13 protein-coding genes are annotated in these 17,982 nt (G+C 69.0%); 8 read left to right on the forward strand and 5 right to left on the reverse strand.

Features of this window, described 5'->3' with window-relative positions; all coding sequences use genetic code 11:
* The coding region (locus tag D7Y11_RS02670) for a ComEC/Rec2 family competence protein (protein ID WP_148139191.1) at positions 1–1,547 on the reverse strand (1,547 nt) is incomplete at its 3' end.
* Positions 1,548–1,736: 189 nt separating this feature from the next.
* Between D7Y11_RS02670 and D7Y11_RS02675 the strand changes: the two genes are divergently transcribed.
* Positions 1,737–2,231, forward strand: a complete 495-nt coding sequence (locus D7Y11_RS02675) for a CarD family transcriptional regulator (RefSeq protein WP_120533482.1) — start codon at positions 1,737–1,739, stop codon at positions 2,229–2,231.
* 121 nt (positions 2,232–2,352) lie between these two features.
* Here the strand turns inward: D7Y11_RS02675 and D7Y11_RS02680 are convergent, their stop codons facing one another.
* On the reverse strand, positions 2,353–3,861 hold the full coding sequence (locus tag D7Y11_RS02680; RefSeq protein ID WP_126932954.1) for an FHA domain-containing protein: 1,509 nt from the start codon (positions 3,859–3,861) through the stop codon (positions 2,353–2,355).
* Between the two features lie 128 nt (positions 3,862–3,989).
* Between D7Y11_RS02680 and cysS the strand changes: the two genes are divergently transcribed.
* The 7 genes from cysS (at position 3,990) to D7Y11_RS02715 (ending at position 14,042) form a co-directional block, all read left to right on the forward strand.
* Complete coding sequence (gene cysS, locus D7Y11_RS02685) at positions 3,990–5,459, forward strand: cysteine--tRNA ligase (protein ID WP_120580422.1); 1,470 nt, start codon at positions 3,990–3,992, stop codon at positions 5,457–5,459.
* A 45-nt stretch (positions 5,460–5,504) separates the two neighbouring features.
* Entirely contained in the window at positions 5,505–7,190 is a 1,686-nt protein-coding gene (locus D7Y11_RS02690; RefSeq protein WP_121751831.1) for a M28 family metallopeptidase, read from the forward strand.
* A gap of 79 nt (positions 7,191–7,269) precedes the next feature.
* Positions 7,270–9,435 (forward strand): excinuclease ABC subunit UvrB, encoded by a 2,166-nt coding sequence (uvrB, locus tag D7Y11_RS02695; RefSeq protein WP_199745880.1) that lies wholly within the window; start codon positions 7,270–7,272, stop codon positions 9,433–9,435.
* A gap of 11 nt (positions 9,436–9,446) precedes the next feature.
* Positions 9,447–11,387 carry an excinuclease ABC subunit UvrC gene (gene uvrC, locus D7Y11_RS02700; protein ID WP_121751829.1) on the forward strand — a complete coding sequence of 647 codons (1,941 nt, stop codon included), beginning with the start codon at positions 9,447–9,449 and terminating at the stop codon, positions 11,385–11,387.
* Positions 11,388–11,525: 138 nt separating this feature from the next.
* Positions 11,526–12,044, forward strand: coding sequence for a DUF507 family protein (locus D7Y11_RS02705; RefSeq protein WP_014398200.1), 519 nt, complete (start codon positions 11,526–11,528; stop codon positions 12,042–12,044).
* 61 nt (positions 12,045–12,105) lie between these two features.
* Positions 12,106–13,527, forward strand: a complete 1,422-nt coding sequence (locus tag D7Y11_RS02710; RefSeq protein WP_126932955.1) for a hypothetical protein — start codon at positions 12,106–12,108, stop codon at positions 13,525–13,527.
* Positions 13,528–13,691: 164 nt separating this feature from the next.
* The gene (locus tag D7Y11_RS02715; protein WP_120574916.1) at positions 13,692–14,042 is read left to right on the forward strand and encodes a hypothetical protein; all 351 of its coding nucleotides are present in this window, start codon (positions 13,692–13,694) and stop codon (positions 14,040–14,042) included.
* Positions 14,043–14,051: 9 nt separating this feature from the next.
* Here D7Y11_RS02715 and D7Y11_RS02720 read toward each other — a convergent pair whose 3' ends face one another.
* From D7Y11_RS02720 to D7Y11_RS02730, 3 genes are read right to left on the reverse strand one after another with little or no spacing between them, the layout of a single operon-like run.
* Entirely contained in the window at positions 14,052–15,383 is a 1,332-nt protein-coding gene (locus tag D7Y11_RS02720) for a di-heme oxidoredictase family protein (RefSeq protein WP_121751827.1), read from the reverse strand.
* A gap of 20 nt (positions 15,384–15,403) precedes the next feature.
* Positions 15,404–16,483, reverse strand: a complete 1,080-nt coding sequence (locus tag D7Y11_RS02725; RefSeq protein ID WP_121751826.1) for an imelysin family protein — start codon at positions 16,481–16,483, stop codon at positions 15,404–15,406.
* 59 nt (positions 16,484–16,542) lie between these two features.
* On the reverse strand, positions 16,543–17,877 hold the full coding sequence (locus D7Y11_RS02730) for a hypothetical protein (RefSeq protein ID WP_233607180.1): 1,335 nt from the start codon (positions 17,875–17,877) through the stop codon (positions 16,543–16,545).
* Between the last annotated feature and the right edge of the window lie 105 nt (positions 17,878–17,982).

Below are 17,982 nucleotides of genomic sequence, written 5' to 3' on the forward strand. Positions count from 1 at the left end.
CCCAGGGCCCAGGCGCCCAGCCCCACCGCGTACGCCCCGCCGAGCCACGGCCCCAGGCCCGGCACCTCCACCGCCGCGAAGGGCACGGCCGCGAAGACGCGTGTCAGCACGAGGAGGAGCTCCGACGCCCAGGCGCCTGCCCACAGCACCGGCGTCGCCACGACCGGCGCCACGACGAAGAGCGCCGCGCCGCCCGCCGCGAGCCCGGTGAGCACGCCACACAAGGGCAGGGCGACGATGTTGGACACGAGCCCCGCCAGGCTCACCCTTCCGAACGCCGCCGCCACCACGGGCAGACCCACGAGTGTTGCCGCGCCGCTCGCGCACAACGTCTGCGCCACGGTCTCCCGCGCCTGGGCGGCCCACCGTTTCATTCTCCGGGGCTCGGAAGGAGACGGCCGATCCAGGGGAAGGGCCTCGCGCAGCGCGGGCGACAGCAGCACCAGCCCCAGCACCGCGAGGAACGACAGCCGGAGCGACAGGTCCACGACGCTGGAAGGCGTCCAGGCCACGAGCACCAGCGCCGCCAGCGACAAGCCATTCAGCCCATCCGCGCGCCGCCACAGCGACAGGCCCAGCAGCACCGCCGTGGCCATCACCGCCGAGCGCACCGCGGGCGCCTGGTTCCCCGTGAAGAGCACGTAGGCCCAGACGAAGGGCACCGCGGCCGGAGCCGCCCAGCGCCGTGCCTCCAGCGTCCGCCAGCGTCCACCCAGCCGCACCATCCCCCGCCTGAGCAGCGCGAGCGTCATCAGCGCGAGCGCCGCCACGTGAAGCCCACTGACACTGAGCACATGCGCGAGCCCCGCCCGCGAGAACGCGTCCTCCCAGGAGGCATCCAGGTCCGCGCGCTGCCCGGCGGCCAGCGTGAGGAACAGCGCCGCCGCGTCCGCCGAGGGCGCCACCCCATGCACCACCGTCGTCAGCCGTCCGCGCACGTCCTCCAGCGCGAGCCGCCACGAGGGGGCAGGGGAGAGCGCCAGCACGCGCCCCGGAACGAAGCCGCCCGTGAAGGCCACGCCCTGCCGCCGCCGCGCCGACGAGAAGTCCCGCTCGCCCGGATTCGAAGGCGGCGCATCCGGCACGAGCCGCGCTTCCACCCGCACGCGCTGCCCGGGGTGCAATTCCAGACCCTCACCTCGTCCGGAAAGGCTGACGCGGAAGCGGGCGGCGGCCGGAGGCTCTGGAATCAGCCCCGCGCGGGCCACAGCGAGCCGCAGTCTCACGGCGCCATCGAAGCGCTCCACGCGCTCCAGCTCGCCTTCAAGGACCGCGCTGCCGCCTTCTTTCAGGGAGGGAGGGAGGTCGACCCGGGCCTCCAGGGCGGAAAGCCCCGCGCCTGTCAGGGCCAGCGCGCTGAGCACCGCCAGATGCGCTCCAGGCAAGGGGCCGAGCGCCACGCCCAACCCACCCAGGCAAAGCGCGCAGAGGAGAAATACCCCGGCGAAGCTCTCTGTTCCGGTTGCCCAGAGGGCGCCGAGCAAGAGGCTCAGCGCTGGAAAGAACAACGGACGCGTACCCAGGTCGCGCCACGAATAACGAACCAACACCCACCCCCACCCACCGCCCCGTCCGTCTCGCGGCGCTCACACCGAGCGACACCGCACACAAAACCGGACACCGTAGTGTGGCTGTCATCGGGTGGTCAAGGCGATTTCGTTGCCCGTGGATGTAGTTTGTGGTAGTAGTGGCGGGCGTGAAGGCCGGGGTCGAAGCTTTCTCCAAGGAGGCAGTTAGTGCAGACCAGCTTCAAGACTGGTGACAAGGCGGTTTATCCGGGCCAGGGCGTCGGTGAGGTGATGGGCATCGAGCACACCGAGGTCGCCGGGCAGCGCCAGTCGTTCTACGTGCTGCGCATCCTGGAGAACGGGATGCGGATCATGATCCCGATCAACAAGGTCGGATCGGTCGGCCTCCGGGAAATCATCAGCGAAGAGGACGTCAAGCAGGTCTATTCCATCCTCCGCGAGAAGGACATCTCCGTCGACTCCACCACGTGGAACCGCCGGTACCGCGAGTACATGGAGAAGATCAAGACGGGCTCCGTCTTCGAAATCGCCGAGGTGCTCCGCGACCTCTACCTGCTCAAGGGCGACAAGGACCTGTCGTTCGGCGAGCGCAAGATGCTCGATACGGCGCGCTCCCTGCTGATCAAGGAGCTGTCGCTGGCCAAGGACTGCACCGAGGAAGAGGTCGAGTCCGACCTGAAGAAGATCTTCAACCTCGCCTGAGTCCCCGCGTGACGCGAAGGCCCCAGTATCTGTCGCGTTCGCACCCCGCGCCCCGGGTTCCCTCGATGGAATCCGGGGCGTCGTGTTTCTGGGGCCCGGCACGCGCCAGGCCCCGTGAGCCTCAAGGCGCCTGGGTGGCCAGTGCCGCCAGCTGTGAGTGGGCCTCGGCGTTGTCCGCGTCGTACTCGAGCGCGGCGGTGAAGGCCGCGCGGGCGTCGGCGAAGCGCTGGGCCTGAACGGCTTCCTGGCCCATGCGCACGTACAGCCCAACGAGCTGGCGGCGGAGGGCGACCCCCTGACGGCTCCAGCCCTGGGACAGCTCCTTGTCCGCCCGCACGGCGGCGCTGAGCGCATCGAGCGCCCGGGGACGGTCCTTCTGCGCCAGGGCGGTCCGGGCCGTGGCTTCGGCGGTCTGGAAGCGGGTGAGCTGTTGCACCAGGGGCGTGAGGTTCGCGCGCTTCGCCTGGGCCAACGCCCCGGCGACGTCACCAGATTCATAGCGAGCGAGGATGTCCGCGCGCTGGCGCTCGTCCGGAGGCCCCGCCTGTTCGGTCGAGGGCAGGGATTTCCGTCCGGACGCGGCAGCGACCTGGCCCGCGCTCGAAGAGAGCGTATGGGGTTCGCCCGCCTTCGCGGCCCCCGAGCCCTTCGCGACCTCCTGGGCGCTCGGAGCGGCGTTCCTCGATGTCGCCCCGGTGCTCGGATGCAGGCCGCGCGCGATGTCCGAGGCACTCGGAGACACCTGGCCCGATTGAGCCCTTCGCGAGATGTCCGAAGCGCTGAGGTCCTTCGCCGCTCCCAGGCTCCCGTGATTGGAATCCTTCGCGGGCGCCGCCGCCTCGGTCTCCTGGGCCTCCTTGGCGGGCACTGCTGGAGGTCCAGGCTCCCTGGCGGGCGCGCCTTCCGCGGGATTCCGGTCCGCCGTACGCACGGCCACCACGCTGATCAACGCCGCGACCGCGGAGCCCACGACCGCCGCGGCCACCGCCACAGCGACCCCATTCCGCCGGCGCTTCGCCATGCGAGGCAGCAGCGGATCGAACGCCGTCCGGCTCACCGTCGGCCCGGCCCCTGAGCCGCGCAGCCGCAAGGTCGCGTTGCCCAGGCTCAGCTCGTCGCCAGGCTTGATCTCCACCTCGCCCTTGATGCGCAGGCGGTTGACGAAGGTGCCGTTCTGGCTGCCCAGGTCGCGCACCATGAAGACATTGCCCCGCCGGGTCAGCTGGGCATGGCGCCGGCTGATGGACGCATGCTGGAGCCGCAGGTCCGACGTGGAGGACCGCCCCAGCGTGATGGAGCCCTGGCGCAGGGGCACGAGCTGCCCGGCACCCGGCCCGCGCTCCACGTACACGAACGCGGGCGTCAGGCCCGGATCCGAGTACTCCTTCGCCCAGTCATACCGGGGAGACAGCTCGCGGTCCGACCGGGCGCGCTCGCCCGGGCCTCGCCGCTTCGCCTTCCGGGGGCCTGCCGGATACTGGGGCACGCGCTGCGGGCGAGGATCATCCGCCTGAAGGGGGGCCACCTCGTCGTCGTCGAACGGGAGCTCCTCCGACGGGTCATCCGACGACGCCTGCTGCCCCGGAGGGCGGGGAGGGCGCGGCGGACGCTTCGGATTCGGCGGAGCCATGCGGCGATTCTCCCTATCCGACGCTTCCAACGCCAAGTGCTGGCCTGTGTGGGACCCGGGATCCTAGAGTGTGTATCGCGTTGCGCAAGTGCCGCGCCCGCCCTGTTCCCAAAGGAGGACCCTCCACCGTGGCCCCCTCATCCATCCGGCTCTTCAACACGATGTCCATGCAGAAGGAGCCGCTGGAGCCGCTCGTGCCCGGCGAAGTGAAGGTCTACGTCTGTGGGCCTACGGTCTACAGCTACATCCATATCGGGAATGCACGCACCTTCACGTCGTTCGACGTGGTGGTCCGATACCTGCGCTACCGGGGCTTCAAGGTGACGTACGTGCGCAACTACACGGACGTCGACGACAAGATCATCAAGGCCGCGCACGAGACGGGCGAGGCGCCCGTGGACCTGGCCTCGCGCTTCGTGGAGGCCTTCCGCGAGGACGCCCGCGCGCTGCACCTGCGCGAACCGGACGTGTCCCCGCGCGTGAGCGAGACCATCCCGGAGATCGTCGCCATCATCCAGACGCTCGTGGACAAGGGCTACGCCTACGAGGCGAAGGGCGACGTGTACTTCGCCGTCGACAAGGACGAGGACTACGCGAAGCTGTCCAAGCGCCACCTGGACGACCTGTGCCAGGGCGAGCGCGTGCATCCCGGCGACCTCAAGCGCCAGCCGCTGGATTTCGCGCTGTGGAAGACGGCGAAGCCCGGTGAGCCGTCGTGGGACAGCCCCTGGGGCAAGGGCCGTCCGGGCTGGCACATCGAGTGCTCCGCGATGAGCGAGAAGTTCCTGGGCCGCACGTTCGACATCCACGGCGGGGCGTTGGACCTCATCTTCCCTCACCACGAGAACGAGATCGCCCAGAGCGAGTCCGCCACCGGCCAGACGATGGCGAAGTACTGGATGCACTGCGGCTTCCTGGACCTGGAAGGCGCGAAGATGTCCAAGTCGCTGGGCAACGTGGTGCGCCTGCGCGACGCGCTCGCCAAGGTGGACGCGGAGGCCCTGCGCTTCTTCTTCCTCTCCACGCACTACCGCCACCCGCTCAACTTCGGGGAGAAGGCGCTCCAGGACGCGGAAGGGCGCATGGAGTACTTCTACGAAACGCTGCGCAAGGTGGACGAGCGCGTGGCGGGCAAGGACTTCGGCAAGGGCCCGCTGCACGGCGACCCCGCGCGCTTCCTCACGGAGTTCGAGTCCGCCATGGACGACGACTTCAACACCGCGAGCGCGCTGGGCGCGCTGTCCGGGCTCTTCGGCTTCATGAACGAGCTCACCGACAAGCCGCCCGTGAAGGACAAGCCGCTGGTGGGCCGCACGCTCCAGGCGCTGCGCGAGCAGGTGCGCGAAACGTCCCGCGTCCTGGGCGTCTTCGAGGACGACCCGGGCGAGTGGCTCCTGCGCCGTCGCGACCGCGCGGTGCGTGAGCGCGGCATCGACGTGGCGGAGGTGGAGCGGCTGCTCTCCGAGCGGACCGCCGCGCGCGCCGCGAAGGACTTCGCGAAGGCGGACGAGGTGCGAGGCGCCCTCAAGACCCTGGGCGTGGACATCATGGACACGCCTGCCGGGACCTCCTGGAAGGTGGCGGCGCCCGCCTCCTGAAAACCCGCTGGGGGGCGCCCGTGCGGCCATGCTACGCACGGGCCCATGAGGCTCCTCCCCGCGCTGTTCGTCTCGCTGTGCTCCCTGGGCTCGGTGCCCGTCCTGGCGGCGGGCGCGCCCTCTGTCACGCCGCAGGAGAAGACGGCCGAACAGGCCATCACGGCGGACCTCCTGCGCGCGCACGTGCGCTTCCTCGCGAGCGACCTGCTGGAAGGCCGCGGCCCCGGCACGCGCGGCGACGCGCTGGCGCAGGAGTACATCGCCACGCAGTTCGAGGGCCTGGGCCTCAAGCCGGGCGCGGAGGACGGCAGCTACCTCCAGCGCTTCGACCTGATGGGCATCCACAGCCGCCCGGGCCCCATGACCTTCCAGGCGAAGGAGGGCCGCGTGGAGCTCCAGCCGCGCGAGGACTTCATCGCCGTGTCCGGCGTGCAGGCCCCGGAGGCGAAGCTGGACGCGTCCGAGCTGGTGTTCGTGGGCTACGGCATCGTCGCGCCGGAGTACCAGTGGGACGACTTCAAGGGCGCGGACCTGAAGGGCAAGACGCTGGTCATCCTCAACAATGATCCGGAGGACGACCCGCGCCTCTTCGGCGGCAAGGCGCGCCTCTGGTACGGCCGCTGGGACTACAAATACGAGCAGGCGGCGAAGACGGGCGCGGCGGGCGCCATCATCATCCACACCACGCCCAGCGCGGGCTATCCGTGGCAGGTGGTGCGCACGTCGTGGACCGGAGAGCAGTTCGAACTGCCCGCGGGCGACGGGCCCCGCCTCCAGGTGAAGGCCTGGACGACCGAGGACGCCACGAAGCAGGTGATGAAGCTCGCGGGGCAGGACCTGGACGCGCTGCGCGCCTCCGCGCAGAAGCGCGACTTCCGCCCGGTGCCGCTGGGCGTGACGCTGTCCCTGCGCCTGTCCAACGAGGTGCGCCGCCGGCCCACCGCGAACGTGCTGGGCCTGCTCCCTGGCAGCGACCCCACGCTGGCGAAGGAAGTGGTGCTCTACAGCGCGCACCATGATCACCTGGGCAAGAAGGACGACGGCAAGCCCGGTGAGGACGTCATCTACAACGGCGCCCTGGACAACGCGGCCGGCGTCGCCTCGATGCTGTCCGTGGCCCGCGCCTTCACCTCGCTGCCCACGCCGCCGCGCCGCTCCATCCTCTTCGCCGCGGTGGCCGCGGAGGAGTACGGCCTGCTGGGCTCCGCGTACCTCGCGGCGCATCCTCCCGTGCCCTCGGGCCGCATCGCCGCGAACATCAACGTGGACGGCGGCAACGTGCTGGGCCGCACGCGCGACATCACCGTCATCGGCCTGGGCAAGTCCTCCCTGGACACCTTCGTCACCGCGATGGCGAAGACGCAGGGCCGCACGGTGAAGGCGGATCAGCTCTCCGACCGCGGGTTCTTCTACCGCTCGGATCAATTCAACTTCGCGCGGCATGGCATCCCCGCCGCCTACTTCGGCAGCGGCATGGACTTCATTGGCCGGCCGGAGGGCTGGGGCAAGGCGCAGCGCGGCCAGTGGGAGGCGAAGCACTACCACCAGCCCTCCGACGAGGTCCGCCCGGAGTGGGACCTGTCCGGCGCCGTGGAGGACACCCGGCTGTTCTTCCTCGTGGGCGCCCAGGTGGCGAAGGCCCAGCGGATGCCCGTGTGGAACAAGGGGGACGAGTTCGAGGCCGCTCGCCTGAAGTCCCTGGAGGCACTGAAGGCCCCGGCCGTGAAGTAGGCGGGCGCCCCGTCCTTTGTCGGACGGACGTGCACGAAGGTTCAGTACACAAGCAGCGGGGATGTTAGATCTGTCCCCTATGCCGGAGTTCGAACTCGTCAGTGAGCACAAGCCAGAAGGCGACCAGCCCAGGGCCATCGGGGAGCTGACCGAGGGCCTGCTTCGCGGCGACCGCTACCAGACCCTCCTGGGCGTCACCGGCTCGGGAAAGACGTTCACGATGGCGAACCTCATCGCCAACGTGCAGCGGCCCGCGCTGGTCATCGCGCACAACAAGACGCTGGCGGCGCAGCTGTACGGCGAGTTCAAGTCGCTCTTCCCCAGCAACGCCGTCGAGTACTTCGTCTCGTACTACGACTACTACCAGCCCGAGGCCTACGTCCCGTCGACGGACACCTTCATCGAGAAGGACTCGTCCATCAACGACAACATCGAACGGATGCGCCACTCGGCGACGCACAGCCTGCGCACCCGCAGCGACGTCATCATCGTGGCCAGCGTGTCCTGCATCTACGGCCTGGGCGCCGCGCGCAGCTACGTGGACCTGGCCATCCGCGCCAGCGTGGGCGAGGACATGGGCCGCGACGGCTTCATGCGCAAGCTGGTGGAGGCCCAGTACGAGCGCAACGACCTGGACTTCCACCGCGGCACCTTCCGCGCCCGCGGCGACACCGTGGAGGTGTTCCCCGCCTACGAGGAAGAGCGCGCCGTGCGCGTCAGCTTCTTCGGCGACGAGGTGGAGCGCATCACCGAGTTCGACCCGCTGCGCGGCCAGACCCTGGGCCAGCTGGAGAAGATCGTCATCTTCCCCGCCAGCCACTACGTCGCGGGCCCCGAAGCGCGGCAGAACGCCATGCGCACCATCCGCGACGAGCTTGCCGAACAGCTCCAGAAGTTCAAGGCGGAGGGCAAGCTGCTGGAGGCGCAGCGGCTGGAGCAGCGCACCATGTTCGACCTGGAGATGATCGAACAGGTCGGCTACTGCAACGGCATCGAGAACTACTCGCGCCACTTCACCGGGCGCGCGCCGGGTGAGTCGGCCCCGTGCCTCATCGACTACTTCCCTCGCGACCTGCTGGTGCTCATCGACGAGAGCCACCAGACGGTGTCCCAGATTGGCGCCATGTACCGCGGCGACCGCGCCCGCAAGGAGACGCTGGTCAACTTCGGCTTCCGCATGCCCAGCGCGCTGGACAACCGGCCGCTGAAGTTCGTCGAGTTCGAGGAGATGGTCCCCCAGGCCGTCTTCGTCTCCGCGACCCCCGCCGAGTACGAGCTGCAGAAGTCCAAGGGCGTGGTGGTGGAGCAGATCATCCGCCCCACCGGCCTCACCGACCCGGAGGTGGAGACGCGCCCCGCCGGCAACCAGGTGGACGACCTGCTGGAAGAGGTCCGCGTGCGCGTGTCGCGCAAGGAGCGCGTGCTGGTGACGACGCTCACCAAGCGCATGGCGGAGGACCTCACCGAGTACTACAGCGACGTGGGCGTGAAGGTCCGCTACCTGCACTCGGACATCGACGCCATCCAGCGCATGGCCATCATCCGCGACCTGCGCCGGGGCGAGTTCGACGTGCTCGTGGGCATCAACCTGCTGCGTGAGGGCCTGGACATCCCGGAGGTGTCGCTCGTGGCCATCCTGGACGCCGACAAGGAAGGCTTCCTGCGCAGCCACGTGTCGCTCATCCAGACCATTGGCCGTGCGGCGCGCAACGTGAACGGGCGCGTCATCATGTATTCGGACCAGATGACCGACTCCATGAAGCGCGCCATGGAGGAGACCGCGCGCCGCCGCGACATCCAGCGCGCGTACAACCTGGAGCACGGCATCACGCCGCGGTCCGTGAAGAGCAACATCACCGACTTCACGGAGAACATCCCGGACTACGACGCGGGCGCGGGCGCGCTGCCCATGGCGGCCGAAGGCGAGAACGACCTGCTGGAGCCCAAGGAGATCCAGCGCCTCATCAAGGAGTTCAGCGCCGACATGCTCAAGGCCGCGGACGAGATGCAGTTCGAGAAGGCCGCCGAGTTCCGCGACCGCGTCCAGCTGCTCAAGGACATGGACCTGGGGCTCAAGCCCGCTTCTCGCTCGCTCTTGCGCGCGCCGCCCAAGGCGGTGGACCAGCCCGGCACCACGCCCAAGAAGGGGCGGGGACGCGGACGTCCGTCCTCGTCGGGTGGCAGTTCTTCTGGCGCGTCCGGGGCGTCCAAGCCCTCGGCCCGTTCGCGGTCACGCAAGAACTAGCGAGGCCCGCCATGGACATCCGGCTGCAGGAGAAGCTGGACGCGCTGCCCACCGAGCCCGGCGTGTACCTGATGAAGGACAAGCGCGGGACCATCATCTACGTGGGCAAGGCCATCAACCTGCGCAGCCGCGTGCGCAGCTACTTCAACCGCTCCGGCGACACCCGCGTCTTCGTGTCCCTGCTGGACACGATGCTGGGCGACCTGGAGACGGTGCTCGTCCACAACGAGAAGGAGGCACTGCTTCTTGAAAACGAGCTGATCAAGAAGCACAAGCCGCGCTTCAACGTCCTGCTCAAGGACGACAAGCAGTTCATCTCCCTGCGCCTGGACCGCAGCCAGTCGTTCCCCCGGCTGGAGGTGGTGCGCAAGTACGAAAAGGACGGCGCGCGCTACTTCGGGCCGTACTCCAGCGCGGGTGCCATCCGCGAAACGCTGCGCCTCATCAACCGCTTCTTCCGCCTGCGCACCTGCACGGACCACGTGCTCGCCAACCGCAAGCGGCCGTGCCTGCTGCATCAAATCGGACGGTGTCCGGCCCCATGCGTCTACCCGGTGCCCCCGGAGGACTACCGCAAGAGCGTGGACGAGGTGGCCATGTTCCTGGAGGGCAAGGCCGGGCAGCTCATCGAAGGGCTGCGCGCGCGGATGAAGCGCGCGTCCATGGAGCTGAAGTTCGAGGAGGCCGCGCGGGTGCGTGACCAGCTGCTCGCCATCGAGCGCAGCCTGGAGCGCCAGAAGGTGGCCACCACGGACTTCAAGGACCAGGACGTGTTCGCCCTGTTCCGCGAGGGCGACCGCATCCTGTTCTACGTGCTGCACGTGCGGCAGGGCCGGCTCAACGGCGGCCAGGCCTTCCCCTTCGGCAGCCAGGAGTTCCCGGACGACGAGCTGCTCGCCTCGTTCGTGAACCTCTACTACGACCAGGGCGGCTTCGTGCCGGAGGAGATCCTGCTGCCCCTGGAGCCCGGTGACGGCACCGACGGCCTGGAGGCCCTGCTCACGGAGCGCAAGGGCGAGCGCGTGCGCGTCTTCGTCCCCAAGCGCGGGGAGAAGCATGAGCTGGTGAACATGGCGGTGAAGAACGCGGAGCAGGCGTTCGTGGAGCGCAAGCGCACCAAGGACGAAACGGACACAGTCCTGTCCCGGCTCCAGTCCAAGCTGGGCCTGCGCAACTTCCCGCGTCGCATGGAGTGCTTCGACATCTCCCACTTCCAGAGTTCTTCCATCGTGGCCTCACAGGTGGCCGTGACGGACGGGGAGACGGACAAGTCGCGCTACCGCAAATACAAGATCAAATCGGTGGAGAAGCAGGACGACTTCGCCAGCATGTACGAGGTCATCACCCGCCGGCTCAAGCGCGGCCTGGAGGACAACGAACTGCCGGACCTGCTCGTCATCGACGGCGGCAAGGGTCAGCTCGCCAGCGCGCACGCGGCCATGAAGGACCTGGGTGTGGAGGGCGTGGACGTGGTGGGCCTGGCCAAGAGCCGCGATCAAGAAGTTTTTGACCGGGACGCGGAGAGCGCGAAGAGTCCCGAGCGCGTCTTCGTCCTGGGTCGCAAGGATCCCATCGTCCTGCCGCAGAATTCAGCGGAAATGTTCATGCTCACGCGCATGCGGGATGAGGCGCACCGCTTCGCCATCACCTTCCAGGGCAAATCCATGCGCAAGAGTTCCTTGCGTTCCGCGCTGGAGGACATCCCCGGCGTGGGGGAAGGCCGGCGGAAGATGTTGCTGCGCCACTTCGGTTCTCTCAAGCGGGTGGGCGAGGCCAGCATCGAGGAGCTGACCGAGGTCGTGGGCCCGGCGATGGCCGAGCGCGTCCACGCGGGTCTGCATGGCGACCCCGAGGACGACACCGAGGACCCGGTGCGCGAGGCGTCCCTGGATGACGCTTCCGAACCCGTGCACGAAAAAGCGGATGGAGGGTCGCCACCCGGTGCGGCATGATTAAGTTCCGCTTCGGACGCCGGGGGGACTGGCCGCTGGAACCCGCGACGTTCCTAGGGTTTTTCATTGCGACCATGCTCCGCGCTGATTTATAGCGGTTGAAGATCCGAGCACGTTTGAAGAGGACGAGGGACCGACATGAGGCTGTATCCGAAGGTGATCCCGATCATCTCGCGCGAGGCCATTCAGCAGCTCATGCAGGACGGGGACATCGAGGTGGAGCCGATGCGCGTGGCCGACGCCGAGATGGATCTCTCCGCCATCATGCGCGAGTACCTCGCCAACGAAGAGCGTGTGAACCAGGCGACGCGCGAGGCCCTGGAGCGTCGGGGATATGACTACTCCAAGTTCAACCAGGTGAAGCGCGAGATGGCGGACGTGCGCGGCTTCAAGATGGGGGACGAGGGCATCGAGTACGTCATCAACCAGATGATTGAGTTCCTCCTCATCAGCCGGAACGTCGAGGAGGTCTACTCCCCCGACAACGTGCTGCGTCAGAAGATGTTCCAGGGCATGAAGAAGCACCTGGACGTCGACGACGAGATCGACCGGGAGGCCCGCTCGCGGCTGAAGCACCTGCAGGAAGGCACGAGCGCCTTCGACATCGAGTACAACAAGACGGTCGAGCAGATCCGCCGCGCCCGCGGTCTGATTTAGTCCCGGGGCGTGCCACGGCCCGCTCCGCTGCCTACCTTCAAGTTCAAGGGAGGCAGCGTCGATGGCGGGTTCAATCACGAGCATCTTGCTGTCCGGTGTCCTGGCGGCGGCGCCAGGGAGCGACGGGTTCACGTTCGAGGGCCGGGAGGCCAGCGCGAGGACCGAGCGGCCGGACGGTTACTTCTTTGAAGGTCCCCTACCGTTCAACGACTTGACCGAGCGGGGCACGGGGCAGGCGTCGTTCTCCGTGCGGGATCGGGTCGGCATGCCGAACGCGACCTTCGGCGACAAGGCGCAGCTCTCCGCGAGCCTGCGCGTGGGTGGCACCGAGTACCGCGTGGAGCTGACGCAGACGGGCTTCCCGCCAGTGCAGGCGATGTCGCCGGTGCCCGCCGGGCCGCTCCCCCCACCGCCGCCGCACCTCATCGAGGGCGGGGTGCTGATGGGCACGCCCATCTACGGCGAAACAGGCATTGGCTGGCGTGCCACGACGCGCGCGCACGCGGCGATGGCCGTCTGGGGCATTGGCAGCGTGTGGCGCAACGGGACGCTGCTTACGGACTCGGCGCTGGTGCACGCGGCGGCGTTGGACGCGGGCACGTTCTCGGATGACGACACGACGCGGCTGTTGCGCGAAGCGCGGCCCGGGGACACGGAGCTGGTGGTGGTGGTGTGGAACCTGCCGCCGCAGGCGGAGCCGCGCGGGTTCATCCAGTTCCTGTTCGACAACGTGTCCATCGAAGTGGAGGGGACGCGGGTGCCGTCGCTGGCGGTGGTGCCCACGACAGGGGAGATGCCCTCGTCGCTCGCGACGCTGACGCCGGTGGCGCCCACGGCGTTCCCGGCGGCGGTGGCGCCCATGTCCGCGCCACGCTTCGCGCAGGGCACGGGCGGCAGCGGCACGGTGGGGACGACGGGTGTCGCGACCACTGCGGGGCCGGGGACCGGCGCGGTGATTCCGGAGGTGGGCGCGGCGGGGACGACGACGGTCATCCTGCCTTCGGCGCCCGCACTGCCTTCGGAGGCGCCTTCGACGTACAGCGGGTCGTTCGCGCCCTCGGCGCCCACCAATCCGCCCTCGGTGGTGTCGGGAGTCACGCCGGGCTCCGCGGCCCCGGTGGGGCAGGGGACGTTCGCCACGCCGCCGACGGTGGCGGGCGTGTCCGTGGGAGGCTTCACCGCGCCGCAGATGTCCGCGCCGGACTTCAACAACTTCGTGGGCACCAGCCAGGTGAGCCCGGGCATCCTCGCCACGGTTCCACCGCTGTCGCAGTCCTCCACCACGCCGGCGTCGCCCATCCTGGGCACGCCCGCGCCGCTCAACACCGGAACGCCCGGGCCGCTCCTGGGGACGCCCGCGCCGCTCAATTCCTCGCCGAGCATCGCGTTGCCGGCCACCCCGTCCCCGGCCAACGCCGCGCCCGCCACGGCTCCCGCGGCGGCCCCGGCACCGGCGGGTGGTGCCGCGGGGCCCGCGCCCTGAGGGAGTGTCGCGACGCCGCCGTGACCTGCCCGCCCGATGCGATTCAAACCTGTCCGACAGTCGGACAGGTTCGCGAGCCGCGCCTCTGACGGGGCCGCGTTTCGCACCGGCGGGCAGGGGGTGGGAAAATTGACCGGGCGCTACGGACCTGTAGCGTCCTGAGCATGCCCCCTCCCGTGGCAGCCCTCGCCACCCCCGCGATGTTGCGCCGTACCGACCCCGTTCGCGGGGCCGTGGAGCGCCTGGCCCGGACGCTGCCCGTGCGCGAGGACGCCACCGTCCTGCTGGACTTCGTGGAGGACGACCTCCGCGAGGGCCTGGATGCCCTGGGCGACGTGCAGGCGCACTTCTACGATCTGCTCCTGGCCCTCCACCGCGAGACGCTCACGCCGGTCGCCCTGATGAACGCGGGCGAGAACCTGCACGTGCTCCAGCGCCTGGAGGACCTGAACGAGGTGGTGACGCAGCTGCGCCGCCGCTTGTCGCAGGCCGCCGGGATGATCCGCAACGGCTGAAGCCGGGCGCTACATCGACTGGAGGAAGCGCACCAGCGCGTCCCGGTCGCTGGCGGACAGGTTGCGGAACCCCTCCCGCGCCCGCTCCGCCTCACCACCGTGCCACAGCACGGCCTCTTCCAACGTCCGGGCCCGCCCGTCGTGCAGGTAGCCCGAGTACGGAAGAATCGTCTGTGTCAGTCCCAGGCCCCACAGGGGCGCAGTGCGCCACTCGGTGCCGGTGGCGTCCCCATCCGGCCGCCCGTCCGCCAGGTCCGCGCCCATGTCGTGCAGCAGCAGGTCCGTGTACGGGTGGATGCGCTGATGCGACAGCTCCGCTACCGGGTGCTCCCCGGTCTCCAGCGTGTCGCGGTGGCACTTCACGCAGCCCAGGTCCTTGAACTTCGTCTCGCCGCGCTTCACCGCCGCGTTGTCCAGCGCCGTGCGCGCCGGCACCCCGAGCGACTGCGCGTAGAACACCGCTGAGTCCAGCGTCTTCATGGGCAGCTCGAAGCCGCCCCCCGCGTCCGGGAAGAGGGGATTCGTAATCCCCATGTCGTTGAAATAGGCCTCCGCTGACTGCTGCCGCAGGTTGGGGCTGTTCGCCTTCCACCCGAAGCGCCCCGGCACCAGCGCGAGCGCCTGCACGTCCCACACGGTGTTCAGCCGGCCGGAAATCCCGTCGCCGTTCGCATCCGTGGGGTCTTCCAGCGCCCGCAGCGTGGCCAAGTCCACCGCTTCCAGCAGTCCCAGTCCCACCACCGGCGGCGGCAGGCGCAGCGACGTGAGCATTCCCGCGGACGGGGACGAACCGTCCGGCATCACGATGGTGATGCGCGGCGAGCGCAGGCCATAGGCCGTCCCGTCCGCGTACTTCCCCGCGCGCTCCTCCCACGCGAGCGTCACGGTGGCCTCCGGCGACGCGCCGTAGACGGCCTGGTCTTGAATCTGGAGCCCCAGCCCGGGCACCGGCACCGAGCCGTTCGGGTGCTCTGGCGTGCCGTCCGGAAGGCTCACGCGCACCAGCAATTGCGTGCGCGTCGGTCCGCCCCCCATCACCGGCATGCCCCGCCCGTTGCGCAGGTGACAGCCATTGCAGGAGGCGTTGTTGTACGCGGGCCCCAACCCCGGGTTCACCGGGGCGGGGCCGGGCACGAAGACGGCCGCGAAGGCGGCGTCGCCCTCGCGGTGAAGCGCTTCATGCTCCGTGGTGAGGTTGGGGGCGGGCTGCGCGAACGCTCGCGACGTGCGGTCGTCGATGGTCGTGTCGCCCCCCGCGCGTGGCGAAGCCCCAGGGGCTTCGGCTTCCGTGCCGCAGCCCGCGAGCCACAGCAGCAGTCCGAGTCCCAGCGTCTGTCGCATTGCGTTCCCCCGCTCCCACATCAGGGAAGGATGATAGCCTTCACGTCCACCTGGAAGGTGTCGTGCAGCTTGCGGATGGCGGCCTGCGCACCCTCGATTTCATCCGCGGAGGCCGGGTCCTTGATGGACACCGGGAACGGCTCCGGCACCTTGCCCAGCGCCGCGATGGCCGCCGCGATCTCCGCCTTCACGCGCGTGTCCAGCGCCGCGTCGCGCTCCTTCACCACGTCCGACATGGACAGGCCCTTCTGCGCGGTCTCCGGGCGGTGGCCCAGGTAGACGTTCTCCACGCTGCGCATGTTGTTGGTGAAGTCAGACAGCGAGTTGAGCGCGAACTGGCTCTCCACCAGGTTCGCGTCCTTCGCGTCGTACGGGTCGGCGATCTTCCCGTTGGCCACCTCGTCCAGGATGACCAGGATGCCGCCCAGCATCTCCTGCGCGCCCGCCTCCACCGTGGGGTACGCCGTGTTGCCAGACCCACCCGCGGTGGCCAGCGTGTCGCGGTACGGCGCCTGGCCGTTCACGCCGGTCGCCCAGGACGCCGCCAGGTTGCCGGACACCGTCTTCAGCTCCGCCGTCAGCGCGAGCAGGTACTCGAACTGGCGCGCGTTGAACTCCTCCGGCTTCTTCACCTGGCCCTCGCCGAAGAGCAGGTACTCCGTCGTGTGGAAGCCCTTCTGCGTCTCCTGCAGGTTGCTCACGTACTGCTGGGACAGCGTGTCGTTGTTGCCGAGCACCGCGTCCAGGTCCGTGCGGTTCACCGGCCAGCTGTCCATCGCCGGGTCCCACCCGTTGCTGTCCACCGGCCCGAACAGGAAGGACTCGCTCTGCTCCCACGGCACGCGCGCGGCGAACCACGCGTCCTGTGCCCCCTTCAACGTCGTCGTGCTCGGGGCGTTCCTCAGCGCCTGCGCCGCCGCGTCCAGCTCAATCATGCGCGTGGCGAGCAGGTTGTACGTGGGCACCACCACGTTGTCGGCGAAGTTCACGACGAGCTGCTGATCCAACGACTCCAGGTTGGTGTCGTCGTCATCGCCACAGGCGCCCAGCAGGAGCGCTCCGCCCACGAGCAGGGAGAGTTTCAGGGAACGGGAGGACATGGGGTGTACCTTCAATGCCTTTCTTTGCGACAGCGTTTGAGACAGTCGGGGATGGCGGATCAGTAGACGAAGCCCGTCGACATCCGGAGCGCGTTCTCAGGCCGGAAGACGGAGCTGCCCATGCGCCGCTGGCTGAAGTCGAGCTTCAGCACGGCGAGCCCCGCGAGCGTGTAGCTGGTGCCCACCGTGTAGACGGTGCGCTCGAAGCGGGGGGTGTCGAACAGCTCGGCGCGGGGCTTGAACTGCGAATCCATGTAGTCGATGCGGACGTAGGGCTCCAACCGGTGGTTCCCGTCGAGCCCCAGCCAGGGCGCGATGTCGTAGCCCAGCTCGCCCCACGCGGAGAGCGCGTTGTCGGACACCGGCGTGCGCAGCACGTTGAGCAGGTTGGACAGACGCGCGTTGCGCGCGGACACCGCCGCGGCGTTGCCCAGGTGGCCGTACATCACCATCGCGTGCGCGCGCCACCGGTTGCGATTCACCGACAGGTGCACGTCCGCGATGAACAGGGGCGCGCTGATGTATCCGCACGGCGCCACCATGTTGGGGTTCGCGTCGTCGCACTGCTTCACCAGGTCCGGCTTGGGCCGGTTGCGCGTGGTGCCGCCGTAGTACGCGGACACGCCGAAGTTGAAGCCCTCGAAGCGCCGCACGTCCGCGCGCAGCACCCCCGCCAGGTCCGACGCGCGCACCAGCTCGAAGCGCTGCTGCAGGCCCGTGGCCACCCACGTATTCGAATTGAAGCCCGTGGAGTCCAGCCCGTTCACCACCTGCCCGGTGAGCCGCACGCCCCAGGGCGTGTCCCATCGCAGCTGCATCCCCATGTCGTTCCACGTGTTGGGGATGATGCGCGTCTCCGCCTCGGAGCGGATGGTGGCCAGGTAGGACGTGGGCAGGTAGTCCGCGAAGAGCGTGCCCACCGCGACGTAGAAGCGGCCCACGGACAGCTCCACGTCCCGGCCCAGCTTCTTCGTCAGGTACAGCTCCTCCACCAGCGCTTCACCGGCCTTCTCCACGTCGGTGTCGAACTCACCGAACTCCTCGTACTCCAGCTCCATCGCCGCGCCCGCGCCGCCGTGCTCGAACTCCACCTCGAACTCGGCCTCGAGCCCGTACTCCGGCAGCCCCGCTTCCAGCTCCAGCACCAGGCGCGTCGTGTCGAACACGAGCCGCGAGTCCTTCTGCGAGCCGTTCGCCCGGTTCTGGTTCTCGCCGTAGTTGAAGTACGCGAACTGGAGGTCCGCGTACGCGTTCACGGACAGGTCCAGCTTCGGCTTGCTGCCTACCGTCAGGACGCGGTCCTTCTCGTTCTCACCGACGCGGCCTTCGTCGGCGCGGGCCGCGGAAGGCATCAGGAACAGGGGGGCGCACAGCAAACTCAGGAGGGGGTTCAAGTGTTGGGGACGCATCGAGCGGCGAGCACCCTACGCTCGGCTTTTTGACTTTGCAAACCATTCTCAACTTCGAGGCAATGAAAAGCCCGCGCTCCCAGCGGGAGG

The sequence above is a fragment of the Corallococcus sp. AB018 genome (assembly GCF_003986945.1).
Classification (GTDB): Bacteria; Myxococcota; Myxococcia; order Myxococcales; family Myxococcaceae; genus Corallococcus; species Corallococcus exiguus.

Excerpts from the sequence above, each read along its gene's own strand:
- D7Y11_RS02725 (WP_121751826.1), bottom strand. The coding sequence starts at position 16,483 with ATGTCCTCCCGTTCCCTGAAACTCTCCCTGCTCGTGGGCGGAGCGCTC.
- D7Y11_RS02690 (WP_121751831.1), top strand. The coding sequence starts at position 5,505 with ATGAGGCTCCTCCCCGCGCTGTTCGTCTCGCTGTGCTCCCTGGGCTCG.
- D7Y11_RS02720 (WP_121751827.1), bottom strand. The coding sequence starts at position 15,383 with ATGCGACAGACGCTGGGACTCGGACTGCTGCTGTGGCTCGCGGGCTGC.
- D7Y11_RS02705 (WP_014398200.1), top strand. The coding sequence starts at position 11,526 with ATGAGGCTGTATCCGAAGGTGATCCCGATCATCTCGCGCGAGGCCATT.
- D7Y11_RS02710 (WP_126932955.1), top strand. The coding sequence starts at position 12,106 with ATGGCGGGTTCAATCACGAGCATCTTGCTGTCCGGTGTCCTGGCGGCG.
- D7Y11_RS02680 (WP_126932954.1), bottom strand. The coding sequence starts at position 3,861 with ATGGCTCCGCCGAATCCGAAGCGTCCGCCGCGCCCTCCCCGCCCTCCG.
- uvrC (WP_121751829.1), top strand. The coding sequence starts at position 9,447 with ATGGACATCCGGCTGCAGGAGAAGCTGGACGCGCTGCCCACCGAGCCC.
- D7Y11_RS02715 (WP_120574916.1), top strand. The coding sequence starts at position 13,692 with ATGCCCCCTCCCGTGGCAGCCCTCGCCACCCCCGCGATGTTGCGCCGT.
- uvrB (WP_199745880.1), top strand. The coding sequence starts at position 7,270 with ATGCCGGAGTTCGAACTCGTCAGTGAGCACAAGCCAGAAGGCGACCAG.